13 protein-coding genes are annotated in these 12611 nt (G+C 37.6%); 4 read left to right on the top strand and 9 right to left on the bottom strand.

Translation table 11 applies throughout. The features are described 5' to 3' along the window. Positions 1-58: 58 nt before the first annotated feature. The 4 genes from PLEUR7319_RS0111230 to PLEUR7319_RS43100 form a co-directional block, all read right to left on the bottom strand. Positions 59-1141, bottom strand: coding sequence for a TAXI family TRAP transporter solute-binding subunit (locus PLEUR7319_RS0111230; RefSeq protein ID WP_019505321.1), 1083 nt, complete (start codon positions 1139-1141; stop codon positions 59-61). 136 nt (positions 1142-1277) lie between these two features. Next, entirely contained in the window at positions 1278-2264 is a 987-nt protein-coding gene (locus PLEUR7319_RS0111235; protein WP_019505322.1) for a glycosyltransferase family 2 protein, read from the bottom strand. 99 nt (positions 2265-2363) lie between these two features. Further along, complete coding sequence (locus PLEUR7319_RS0111240) at positions 2364-4016, bottom strand: ABC transporter substrate-binding protein (RefSeq protein ID WP_019505323.1); 1653 nt, start codon at positions 4014-4016, stop codon at positions 2364-2366. Between the two features lie 164 nt (positions 4017-4180). Beyond that, positions 4181-4309, bottom strand: coding sequence for a hypothetical protein (locus PLEUR7319_RS43100; protein WP_019505324.1), 129 nt, complete (start codon positions 4307-4309; stop codon positions 4181-4183). An 885-nt stretch (positions 4310-5194) separates the two neighbouring features. Here PLEUR7319_RS43100 and PLEUR7319_RS0111250 point away from each other — a divergent pair. Then, positions 5195-5836 carry a hypothetical protein gene (locus PLEUR7319_RS0111250; protein WP_237743557.1) on the top strand — a complete coding sequence of 214 codons (642 nt, stop codon included), beginning with the start codon at positions 5195-5197 and terminating at the stop codon, positions 5834-5836. A gap of 81 nt (positions 5837-5917) precedes the next feature. Here PLEUR7319_RS0111250 and PLEUR7319_RS0111255 read toward each other — a convergent pair whose 3' ends face one another. Next, positions 5918-6880 carry a sodium:calcium antiporter gene (locus PLEUR7319_RS0111255; RefSeq protein ID WP_019505326.1) on the bottom strand — a complete coding sequence of 321 codons (963 nt, stop codon included), beginning with the start codon at positions 6878-6880 and terminating at the stop codon, positions 5918-5920. Positions 6881-7042: 162 nt separating this feature from the next. On the opposite strand from PLEUR7319_RS0111255, the gene PLEUR7319_RS42595 reads away from it, so the two are divergent. Beyond that, positions 7043-7192 (top strand): hypothetical protein, encoded by a 150-nt coding sequence (locus PLEUR7319_RS42595; RefSeq protein WP_237743558.1) that lies wholly within the window; start codon positions 7043-7045, stop codon positions 7190-7192. Positions 7193-7387: 195 nt separating this feature from the next. Here PLEUR7319_RS42595 and PLEUR7319_RS0111265 read toward each other — a convergent pair whose 3' ends face one another. Further along, positions 7388-8878, bottom strand: a complete 1491-nt coding sequence (locus PLEUR7319_RS0111265; protein ID WP_019505327.1) for a DASS family sodium-coupled anion symporter — start codon at positions 8876-8878, stop codon at positions 7388-7390. A 123-nt stretch (positions 8879-9001) separates the two neighbouring features. Between PLEUR7319_RS0111265 and PLEUR7319_RS0111270 the strand changes: the two genes are divergently transcribed. Together PLEUR7319_RS0111270 and PLEUR7319_RS0111275 are read left to right on the top strand one after the other, a co-directional pair. Then, positions 9002-9253 (top strand): TIGR03643 family protein, encoded by a 252-nt coding sequence (locus PLEUR7319_RS0111270; RefSeq protein WP_019505328.1) that lies wholly within the window; start codon positions 9002-9004, stop codon positions 9251-9253. Positions 9254-9298: 45 nt separating this feature from the next. Then, complete coding sequence (locus PLEUR7319_RS0111275) at positions 9299-10135, top strand: carbohydrate ABC transporter permease (RefSeq protein ID WP_026102452.1); 837 nt, start codon at positions 9299-9301, stop codon at positions 10133-10135. 15 nt (positions 10136-10150) lie between these two features. Here the strand turns inward: PLEUR7319_RS0111275 and PLEUR7319_RS0111280 are convergent, their stop codons facing one another. The 3 genes from PLEUR7319_RS0111280 to PLEUR7319_RS0111290 all read right to left on the bottom strand — a co-directional run bounded on the left by PLEUR7319_RS0111280 (position 10151) and on the right by PLEUR7319_RS0111290 (position 12570). Further along, complete coding sequence (locus PLEUR7319_RS0111280) at positions 10151-11893, bottom strand: hypothetical protein (RefSeq protein ID WP_019505330.1); 1743 nt, start codon at positions 11891-11893, stop codon at positions 10151-10153. 91 nt (positions 11894-11984) lie between these two features. Next, a complete protein-coding gene (locus PLEUR7319_RS0111285; RefSeq protein ID WP_019505331.1) occupies positions 11985-12323 on the bottom strand; it encodes a Txe/YoeB family addiction module toxin in 339 nt (112 codons plus the stop codon). Then, positions 12316-12570, bottom strand: coding sequence for a type II toxin-antitoxin system Phd/YefM family antitoxin (locus tag PLEUR7319_RS0111290; RefSeq protein ID WP_019505332.1), 255 nt, complete (start codon positions 12568-12570; stop codon positions 12316-12318). The genes PLEUR7319_RS0111285 and PLEUR7319_RS0111290 overlap by 8 nt, the downstream gene beginning before the upstream one ends. Between the last annotated feature and the right edge of the window lie 41 nt (positions 12571-12611).

Raw genomic sequence — 12611 nt, forward strand, 5'->3', positions numbered from 1 at the left:
CCTGAGCGTAATTGAGCTTTCTACCCTGCTCAGGCAGGTTAACTGTCTTTTTTTGTCTCTATGCTATGCTCAGGTGCTCGGGTATTGTTAATCCTTTTTCTTGATAATATTGAATCGCTCCCGGATGTAGCGGTGTAGTCAAACCAGAAATCGCGGCATTTAAGTCCATTTCTTGAGTTGCTTGATGAAATTGCTTCAATTTGGGCAAATTCTCGTAAATTGTTTTAGTAATTTGATAAACTGTACCGCTATCTATATCCGGATGAACCGCCAATAAATTAGGTTGAGCAATAGTTTGAATTGGCTGTTGCTGATTAGGATAAACCCCCGCTTCTATAGTGTATGGCTGCCATACTGGAAAAACCCCATTGATCTTGTTCAATTGTTCGGGGGTAAACTCTAAAACCGTAATTTGATCTGCTCCCATAGAGGCATAGGTCTGAGATACCGCGGAGGCTGGAGGTCCGGCAGGAATATTCATCGCTTCAATTCGACCGTTTTGCATTGCTTCTGCTGATTCAGAATATCCCATATGCTCGGGACGAAAATCTGATTCAACATCAAACCCTAAACCTTGAAGAATAGTTTTACCAGAAGTTTCTGTTCCTGAACCTCGCTTACCAATTGAGAAAGCCTTACCTTTATAATTTTCAAGATCTTGAATATTACCAGTCTCAACTGCTTTACTCTTAACAATAAAATGTTCTACATTAGGCCAGAGCATAGTTATCGAACGAAATTGTTGTTCGGGTTGACCCTCATATTGACCTTTACCCGACCACGCCATCTCACTGAATAGAGCCTGTAAGATCGCTAGATCTGCTTCCTGGTTTTTGAGTAACTGAATGTTTTCTGCCGAACCTGCCGAATCAATCGCGTTCATCTTTAGGGGTGTTTCTTGGCTAATTAAAGTAGCGATCGCTACCCCTACTGGATAGTATGTCCCTCCAGTAGTAGCTGTAGTCAGAATCAAAGATTGATTTTCTGACGCAGCATCTGGGGCTGATAATTCAGGGTCAGAGGTATCTAGTTCTGTATCGCTATCGCTTGTTTGTGATTGATTATTACTACATCCAGAGCTAATTATCGGGGAAAATAAAGCACTAGCGACAAGCATTTGAATAAAAGATTTGCGTTTCATTTCAAAACCTCTTTAATTTCAAAATTGGCAGATTATATTCGAAGACATTAGAGCATTAAAAATTAGTTGAAATCTGATATTTAGATGACAAAATTTACTTTTAACTGAAAAGCGCAGTAAGTTCTATAAGCCCTAATTATTTGCAAATACCCTCTTTTTGGCGATCTCCTTTTGGTTCCAATTCATTTCGTCGTAATCGAAGTTGAATATCTTCGAGTAATTGACGATTAACTCCCATCAAGTCAGCAATTAAACCAAATATCCAGAGCTGTACTCCGATTAAAATCAACATAGCAGCCAAAATTAAACTGGGAACCCGAGGTTTAGCAGGATCATCGCCAATTATGCCCCAAAATAATAATAACCAGCGACAACATAATAAAGTTCCCAGGCTAAAAGGCAGACTCCCCAACATCATAAAAAACTGGAGAGGACGATAGGTCATAAAAATGCGCACAATTGTCAGTATAGAGTGCTGCACATAAGCGGTAATGCTTTTAACCAACCTAGAAGGACGCAAATAGCCATTGGTACGGATCGGAACAGAAGTAATTACCAATCCCTTTTGACCAGCTTGGATAATAGTTTCCAGAGTGTAGGTATATTCATTAAAAACATTTAATCTTAAGGCAGCCTCACGACTAATTGCCCGAAAACCACTAGGTGCATCGGGAATACTAGTTTGGCTAGCAAGACGTACCACTAAACTACCTAGTCGTTGCAAAAACTTTTTAAATGGTGAAAAATGTTGAATTTCCTGAATTGGTCTAGCACCAATCACTATTTCGGCTTTACCTTCAATTATTGGTGCAATTAATTTCTGGATATCTGCCGCACAATATTGATTATCGGCATCGGTATTCACAATAATATCAGCACCAGCTTTAAGAGAAGCCTCAATTCCTGCTATAAAAACTTTTGCCAAGCCTTGATTAGATTGAAAATTTACAATATGGTCTACTCCACAAGCTTGAGCAACTTCGAGGGTGCGATCGCGACTACCATCATTAATAATCAACCATTCCACTTGGTCTATACCTGGTAGTTTACGAGGAAGTTCCGATAGAGTTAACCCTAAAGTTGCTTCCTCGTTATAACAGGGAATTTGAATAATCAGTTTCATAGATTGTTATGCCAAACAAAAACTGTAAATTGTTTGGTTATATATGCTCTTAGCCATTAGCCTGATTAATTACAGATAAATCAGAAATACTCATTAATATTAATGGTTCATTTTCCTGATTGTCCAGAAAGGAAAATTCTGGCTGGGGTTAATTTTTACACCGTTAACCACATTTTGTGCAAAGACATAGTCTTTAGTTTGCCAAAGAGGAATATAGGGAACATCTTGAGCTAGCAATTGTTGTAATTCGATAAAGAGAGCTTGTCGTTTATTAGGATCTTGCTCATGTCGAGATTGGTCAATTAATAAATTAGCGCGATGGCTATAATAAAATGAGCCTCTACTTTGAGCTGCTCCCTCTTCACAACCGATATTAGGTGAGCCTTTGCTACAGCTAAGAAAAGGCTGAATGTAATTATCGGGGTCTAGAAAATCGGGATACCAATCCACCAAAGCTGAGGGGTATATACCTTGGCTTAAGTTGCCAAAAAATGAAGCTGACTCGACACTATTGGGAATAAACTGAACCATACCACCTAACTCTTGTTCAGTAGAAGCTTTAATTGTTTCAGCAACGATACCACGAGTAATTGAACCAGAGGGATGCCAAATTTCAATAATAGCCGGATTTTCGGTGGAATAACCCGCTGTAGTTAGTAATTTTTTGGCATTATCAGTATGAACATCACCGTAATATTTTTCTAAGCTAGGATGATAAGAATCAAAAGCAGTGGGAATCAGACTATAAATTGGTTCTGCTTGTCCTTTTAATACTCTGTCATTAATTAAAGTGCGATTGATGATTGAAGCGATCGCCTGACGCACTTCTGGCATATTCAGGGGTTCTTGTTGCAGATTGAGAACTAAATAATTAACTACCGTGCCTGAACCCTCAATTACTTGCCATTTATTTCCCGCATGATCGATTAAATTTTCGATTTGTTGTGGGTCAAGAGACTGATAAGCCACATCTATGGCCCCAGTCTTAAAACTATTAAATAAATTGGCTGAGTTTCCGGCATAGATCTGAATATTTATTCCCTGGTTTGCTGGTTTATCCCCCCAGTAACTTTCATTGACATCTAAACTAATAGAATCACTCTTAAACTGAGCTAGTTTATATTTCCCTGTACCTACGAGAATATTGGGATTAAATTCTCCTTCTCCAATTTTGTAAGCCTGAGGCGATACTGCACAAGCACCAGGAAAAGCTAGCAAGGCAGTCAGAGCGGCAAAGGGTTGTTTGATACGAATTGTTAGTTCATATTCCCCTGTCGCTTCCACTTCATCGATTACATCTCCCAGCAAGAAGGCAGGTTTTCCCCCATTCTGAATAAAGCGTTGTAGAGAAAATGCCATTGCTTCAGCGTTAAAAGCTGCTCCATCATGGAAGGTTACTCCTTGACGTAAGGGAATGGTGTAGGTCAAATTATCGTCGCTGATTTGGGGCATTGCTTTAGCCAACAACGGTTTAATCTCTGTTGTACCTACTTGGTATGTATAAAGACTTTCTCCAACATTGTAGATAATATTTAATCCAGCTAACTCATAGTTATCTGCTGGGTCGAGAGTACGGGGCTTAAGAGTTGTTCCGACAGAAATTCGATTACTATCGAGATTGTTGCTTGCATTGTTTTGTGTTTGATTGTTACTACATCCCACAGTCAAAGCAAAGCAGATGGAAAATAATACTAGGTATTTACTAATTTTTTGTAGTTGTTGCCACAGGTATGAAAATCGATTACTGTTCATTACCAATTACGCGGGTTCAAAAGTCTATATTGCATGATGAAAGAGTAATTCATTACCTCACTTTTGTGGGTATTAAAACCGTAAAACTTAATCTTGCTATTATGATTGCTACTTAAAAAAATTTTAGAGACGTCTAATGTGAATTAAAAAATTCAGAGCTAATCTTAATAGCTATAAGCTTTTTGAATTTTGCGATCGCCTTCAAATTCATCAAAATCAGCAATTGGAATTAAGTCTTCTTTGCTTCCGTGCCTAATTATAATTGGCGATCGCCAGAATGTATATTCGGGCAATTTTCCTCGTGTTTTTACGGGTAGTGAAACAAAAATCTGTGGGATGAGTCAAAAGACAGAGTTAAGTCAATTTAAACAGCTCTATGCAGGATAAGCGTAAGAAAAATGAAGCTGTAATATGCTAAAGGAATCCATTTAATAATCAGGATTCGTCATGGCAAAAGGTTTGGAGAAGCATCCCTCGACAACAAGAAAATTCGCGAATCCTCGTCAATCAAGGCGAATATTGATTGTGAGCAGGTGTAGAAAGAATGGACAAAGCATTTTGAGAACTTAGATTATGAAGTTCTACCAGCAACTTCCGAAGCCATGATTCAGGTTGCTATGATTCGGATTATGCTTCGACGATTAGCATAGTTGATAACTTTTCAGACATCCTCTAAAGCTAAAACTTGAGTAGTTTCTTTATCTACTATATCTAAATAGCTAAACATAATATGACCGACGATTTTATTATCTAGTTTGGCTACTAGAGATAGTTCAGGAATATAGTGATCGCTCTTTCTAACTTTCTCTACTAATTCAGCTTTATTCCCTCTTCCAAATACCTATTTATTTACTTCGATATCTACATTACAATATTTAGTTTTTCCTGGATAAATTTTTATATTATTCATTATCTTTATTCACAATATAATCTCTTATATTTATTTTTTTAGATAGTCAAAGGTAACTTCTAATTCTAGTTTTTTTCTAGTTATTATTTAAAATTCAATAAAATTTTCCATATTTTGTATATTGTTTACTAAATTGATCGCCACTATATTAAAGATAATTTGGACAACTCAAGCGATCATGAATTCTTTCTCTAATTTTATACCAAATTTTGTCAAGACATACTGCAAGATACTTATTAGTATCTATATTTGGTCATTGTTTGGTTTTTTGAGACCAAATATAGAATTAAGTAGTTTATTTTTACCTGAATTAGAAAATTACAAAAGTATTGTATTGCTGATTATAGGAGCATTTATTTTTACAATACTTGGATGTTGCTTTAAGATAATTATATCCTATATTATAATTTTGATTTTTTGGATTAGATTGATGATTTTTTTGGAAGATTTTTATTTTTTCGATCCTTTACTTTCTGAGGTAAATTCATTTGCAGGAATTTGGTTATTGTATGTACCATTATCATTTATGATAAATTTATTTGAAAAAGAAATTAACTTGATGATAAAAATAACTTATTTTCTTGATCGTATTTCACTAATTACTCGCAAGATTAACAGAGGTTTTATCCGAAAAGAAAATGGGCTAATAGATTGGATAGTAAAAAAACTAAAAAAAACAACAAATACTTCCAAATCACTTTCTGTCAATCGAGGAAGAGCAATTAAATCTTATCTTTTAGATATATTCATAGGATTTACTACCTTACCGATTTTTTGCCAATTGTACTGGCTAATAATAGGAATCTTATTATTTTTATTTGTAGAATACTTAGGTATTTGGATCTTGTCTTTTTCTCCATTTTTTCTTTTATTATGCACATTTATTACTGTTAGAAATTTTTATAATTAAAATTAATTCCGTATCTAATCATAATTGGCGATCGCCAGAATGTATATTTAGGCAATTTTCCTCATGTTTTTACAAATAGTGTTAGAGAATTGCAAAAATCATTAATGCTAAATAAATTAAATAAATTGCTATCAGAGTCAGTACTTCCCAGAGTTCAAAACTATTTTTTTGTTTACCCCAACGTATAAAAGCTGCATAAGCTATCGCCAATAATGATACAAAAACCAAATTAACCACAAACAGACGAAGATCTTGAATTTGTAGACCTACTAACGCTAATGGAAATAAAGCCAAGGTCATCGTTGCGGTATTATCAGCAATTACGCTAGTAGTGGCTGCGGTAACTTGTCCGCTTTTAGCCACATTCCAAGTAGCAAAGACTTCTGGGGCAATGCTTAAGGTAGAGGTGATAAACAAACCACCAATAATCTGAGAAATGTTTAGTAAGGATACAAGACGCTCGGTAGCGGTGACAATAAAATAAGCTGCGATCGCCAATCCTAATGCTCCGGCAAGTGCCACTATAACTTCTCCTTTACGCCAACGTACCTCTTTACTTGACTGCCTTTCCCGAAAAATTGCTTGAGCCAGATATAGAAAATAAGCTGCTAACATTATCCAGCCATCAATAGGTTGTAGACCACGCCAGGGTGCAGGAACAGTAAGTATTGCAGCTAAAATAATTATCAAGATGTAGGGAATTGCCTGGACGTTTAGTGCTTCAGTTTTAACTTCAAGATGATTAACTTTCTTGTCGCTACTGCGAGAAGCCAAGTAAGAGACCAACACGATCGCGGGAACGGAAATAATATTGCTACCGAGTAAGTTACCTAAACCAATATCAGAAAGTCCCCGCACTGCCGCAGCAGTATTGGTACCAACTTCAGGACTAGCAGTAGCTAATGCCACAAAGGCAGCCCCCGCAGCTTCGCTTAGTCCCCATTGACGACGCAGCTTTTCTAGAGGTTCAGCTAACTGATCTGAACCCCAATGAGCAGCCCATACAGATGCTAGAAGTACTAAAGACCAAAGTAATATTTGCATTTCAATTCAAATTCTCAATACAGAGGATAACCCAGGTAAAAAGCCAAAGCGATCGCCGATAGACCAAATTAATAAAGGGGCTACGCCCCAGCTATAAAATATCAATTAAAAAAAGTTTATGATTAAAGACTAGTAAATTTACAATTAAATGTAGTTAAAAGATTGTTAAAAGCGATCGCTATTTCTGTTTATGAGGCGATCGCCAAAGCTTTAAAATTAGACCTAGGTTCAAGAGTATTATTAATTGAAAGGATCAATTATGGTGTGATCAGACTTCGTGGGAACAGAATGGAATTAGTATTTGAGAATTAAACCCTGTCCACATTGAAAACTAGAGTTTTGCTGGTTAAATAAAGTTTGAGTGAATAGAATCAAGAACAACTTTTTACTTGCTACTCGTTACTTGTTACTTTCTCGAACAGTTACATTTAAAACTACAGGTTTCAACAGCGTGGTTGGATATGCTGAACTAAATTCAGCATCCCCCATGCTCAAACTAGATTCGGTTTAATTTAGCATCGGAATAGCTACAAAATTTATTAGCAAGCTAACCAAAATTACGCCAATAAGATTCAAGATCAATCCTGTCTTGGCCATTGTGGCAATTGTGAAATAATTCTGAGAGTAAACAATGGCGTTGGGGGCAGTTGCTACAGGCATCATGAAGGCGCAAGAAGCCGAAAGAGCAGCAGGCCACATTAATAAGTGGGGATTTACCTGCATAATCGGCGCTATAGTTGCGAAGATGGGCATCATTAGGGTGGTGACTGCTGTATTCGAGGTAAATTCTGTCAAGAAAGTCATAAAAATACAGACAATAACCACACTTACAATTATCGATAGTCCCTGCAATCCAGTTTGTAAATTGTCGGCAAAGAATTGAGATAAACCAGAAGCTTCAAACCCCTTAGAAATCGCAATTCCCCCTCCAAATAAGAGTAAAATTCCCCAAGGAATTTTAACAGCCGTTGACCAGTCGATTAATTTTGTTTGCTTGCCCTTTTCAGTTTTTACAGGTAGCAAAAACATAATTACAGATATCATGGCACCAACGGTTGTGTCTTTAACGAAGTCTGACACCCCCAGATATGTAGCCCAACCAGTCAGGGTGAAAGAACCAATAGTTATATCACTCCGAAAAATCCATAAAAATGCCGTAAGAGCAAATAAAATAGCCACATATTTCTCTGCTTGCGACATCTTCCCTATTTTTTTTAATTCTTCGTCTATATAACCACCATCTGTGGATGCTGAAAATTCCCTAGGCAACTTAACACCGACTTTAGTCAAATACAGCCAAGTTAGAAGTATAAAAATGATTACCAATGGAACTCCTACAATCATCCATTGCAGAAATGCGATGCTTGGAAGAGTCGGAAAAGCCTCTTCTATTTGTGCTAAAAATACAAGATTGGGTGGAGTTCCGATCGGAGTTCCCATCCCTCCAATATTAGCTCCGTAAGCAATTCCTAGCATCAGTCCCGTTCCTAGAGTTTTACTGATACCGCTTTTGGGATTAACTACTTCAGTTTGTTCAATTGCGGCTGTAGCTATCGGTAACATCATCAAAGTTGTAGCTGCATTGGATATCCACATAGACAGTGCGGCGGTGGCTATCATAAAACCGAGAATTAATCGTGTTGGTTGAGTTCCCACCAATTTAATGATGTGCAAAGCAATCCGCCGATGTAGATTCCATTTTTCAATAGCTGTGGCAATAAAAAAACCGGTCATAAACAGCAAAATAATATCAGAACCATAGGCAGATGCTACGTCCCCAGAGGCAAGAATTCCCAGAAGAGGCAACAGAAACAGAGGAATAATGGAAGTGGCAGGGATCGGAATTGTTTCCGCCAGCCAAAAAACAGCGATCAGAAAAGTTACTCCTAACATCCTGATCGCTGTCGGGGGCAAATTTTCGGGTAGCAACTCCGGAAAAAATGACAGAAAGAAGCAGATGGCAAAAAGTCCAACTCCTAGATAAAAGCTTTTTTTCATTGAATTTAATGTCTTGAATCGAAGAGAATATGATCGACAGTCAGTAAGATGTTATCAATAGCTATTCAATCAATCAGTGTCAAGCAATACTTGATCGTTCATAATGGGACTTAAAAATTTAATATGAAATTACCAGATTTAGATATTCAGACAATTGATCGCGTAGTAGAGATGGCTTGGGAAGATCGAACTCCCTTTAGTGCCATTGAAACTCAGTTCGGATTAAAAGAAAAACAAGTAATAGCCTTGATGCGGCGAGAAATGAAAGCATCTAGCTTTAGAATGTGGCGTAAACGAGTTACTGGGCGTAATACTAAACATTTAGCCAAAAGAGATTTTCTGGAAGGGAGGTTTCGGTGTAAAGAACAAAAATAGGGATTGAGTGCTAGATTTTGGATATTAGATTTTTAGGTTGATGGGATGACAAGGAATCAAAACTCGATAACTAAAACTGTGGGAACGTATTTTGTTTTAGGTGCGATCGCTTTTTTGATGTTGTTTCCGCTGTTATGGTTGATTGGCACTTCTTTTAAATCTCCTACAGAAGATATTTTTACTTTTCCTCCACAACTATTTCCTACCCAACCTACTTTCGAGAACTTTGTGACAGTTTGGCAAACTGAGCCTTTTGGACAGTATTTGATGAATAGTGCGATCGTTGCTGTTCTCACCGTTGGTTTAAATTTATTATTTTGTGCCTTAGCTGCTTATCCTTTAGCTCGTCTTTCTTTTAACGGCAGGGAGTTTATTTTTGCCTTAGTTTTAGCAACTATCATGATTCCCTTTCAGATAGTAATGATTCCTTTGTATGTCTTAGCAGTAAACCTAGGTCTCAGAAATACTTATTTGGGAATTATTTTTCCCAATCTCGCCTCGGCATTTGGCATTTTTTTGTTAAGGCAGGCACTCAAAGCAGTTCCTTTAGAACTAGAAGAAGCAGCTCGCATTGATGGTTGTTCCGAACTCGGTATTTGGTGGAATGTGATGATTCCAGCTATCCGTCCTGCTTTGTTGACTTTAGCTATTTTTGTGTTCATTGGCTCGTGGAGTGATTTTCTGTGGCCTTTAATTGTTTTAGATGACCCCGATTATTACACCCTTCCTCTAGCAGTCGCTAACTTAGCTGGGTCTTTCTCTCTTGACTGGAGATTAGTAGCAGCCGGTTCAGTAATTTCGATCGCCCCGATTCTATTATTGTTTTTGTTTTTGCAACGATATATTATTCCCACTGATGTTGGTAGTGGAGTTAAGGGATAGTTGGCTGAAAATCTATTACTCACAATGATAAAAACGATCGCGATAGCCGCTATTAGATAAATCTATTGAACTATCAAGAGTGCAACCGAGTTCAGGAAGTCGCTCTTCATCGACTTGCAGATTAACCCCGAATAAATTTAGGGGTTTTGATTGTACAGTTAAAATCCTGCTCAGGGTAGGCAAGGTTATATCTATATCACTTTTGTATTGCTGAACTAGCAGAAATTGGGGGGATTGAGAAGTCAAGAATTCATCTTGAGAATTTAGACGTTGAAAAGAGAAGGCTAATCCAATTAATTCACGCAGCTCAGAATGAGTTTGATGAGTCATGGCAACTAGAGCTGGAAAATTAGAATTCGCTTGAATATGAATCGCTAGGCAATCTGAATGTCTTGATTTTTGAAATCCCAAGTTATTGACAACGGTAAGAGAGCCTAAAAATCCCACGATCAACAACACCACAACAACTTTATTTTTGATGGCTTGAGCAGAGAATTTGCTCCACCATGATGCATCTTTAGAGAAAGTAAATCTTTCCCGTCCCCAATAAGCAGCCATAGCAGCAGCAACTAATAAAATAAATGCTGGAAAATAAACAAAATGATAACGGGCAGCTAGAGAAATATCTTTACGCATGCCATAAATAATCAGGAAAAAAATAACTATAGAACTGACGAAGTAACTTCCCAGAAGAATCGCTGGCATACGAGTCTGGGGCTTAATTAATAGCGATCGCCATCCCTGAATCAAAGTAGGTATTACCCAGATTAAAACCGCCAAAATTATTAATGCGGAAATTATAATTCCCCAGGTAGATATACCTTCGACAGGTAACATCATGACCATCGTAATTAGCCATGCCAATATACGAGGAATTGGCTCTAAAATTTCCTCGGGTTCAAAACTGGTTGTAATCCAACTTGTCAATTCATTGTCAGAAATTCCTCTAACTATCGGCAACCAAACTAAACCACTGACTAAAGTACCCCAGCCAACTAGATATATACTACGCCATTGCTTGAAAGTTTGCTCACGGGGATTAGATAGCCAAAAAACTATAATGGCGATCGCTTCTGCCCCTAAAGCGAGAACAAAAAAATAATGAGTGGCAATTCCCAAAGCATTAACTACAATCCAAATACCTATCAACCATCCTCGTACAGCAATTCTCTGCTGAATTAATTGCATCGTCTTGACCAAACAAGTTAGCGAAGCAATGACCCATAAAATAGTCAGGGTATAGTGACGGGCTTCTTGAGCTAGATAAATACCGTAGGGAGATATCGCCATTAATACGGCTGCCAAATGCGCCACCAAACGAGAGCGAAATGTCATCCAACCCAAACTGAAGATCGCCGGAACAGCTAAAGCTCCCAAAATAGCACTCAGCGATCGCGCAACTTGCAATGAGACTATATTCCCATCATGCACCCATAATTTAACCCACCAATGAGTCAGCCAAAAATAAAGAGGAGGATGAGTACTTTCCTGTATTAACCGTTCCAGGACATTAGTATAATTAATCCCTGAATCGAACCGCAGTGGAGAGAGTAAAGTATCCAGGGAAATTATTTGATCTAGAGGAATAGCAGAAAAACCATGACCCAAACTATAACCAATAGTTGCAATCTCGATCGAAGAAGCGGGTTTGAAATTTAGATTACTAAATCGAAGTATTAGCCCCAAAATGAGCCAGATTAATAACCAAAAAATGTCAATAGGATTAAGACGTTGAGAATTATCTTGATTAATCTTCAAATCGTTAGGAAAAATTACTCAAATTATTTTGCTCTCAATTGTAGTAGCCATAATATCAAGGTTGATTGTGGAGGAGAAGCAAGATCTCGCTTTAATAATGAAAGTGACAAGAAATAATCGTTAGATAATTGTCATCTACGGCGTAGACAAGGCGATTAGTATCATCAATACGACGGGACCAAAAACCGGATAAATTTTCTTTCAAAGGTTCAGGCTTGCCAATCCCTTCAAACGGGGTATTTTTAGTTGCCTTAATAAGCTTGTTGATTCTTTTTAGTGTTTTTTTATCCTGAGTCTGTCTTGTTGCGCGTTCCCTTGCGTCTTTCGCCGTCCTAAAGGATACCGCTCCGCATAACGCGGGGTCGCAACGCTGCCAATAAACATAACTATCCCAAGCCTCATCAGTCCAGGCTAATATGCGACTAGTCATCCAATAAATCTTTTTCTGTTACTTTTCCCTGTCTGTATTGGGTAATCGAACGTTCTAAGTGAGCAGCATTAGCAGGAGATTTTAGCAAATGAACGGTTTCTAGTAAGCTATTAAAATAATCAAGGGACATAACTACCGCATCATCAGCATCACGTCGAGTAATTACAGTATAGTCAGCATCATCAACTACCCGATCTAAAACGTTTTTTAGCTTATTTCTCGCTTCAGTAAAGGTTATTACTTTCATTGTTTGAACCTGCCTTATTACTTGTACAAGTATATTAAGAT

The organism is Pleurocapsa sp. PCC 7319 (assembly GCF_000332195.1).
Lineage (GTDB): Bacteria > Cyanobacteriota > Cyanobacteriia > Cyanobacteriales > Xenococcaceae > Waterburya.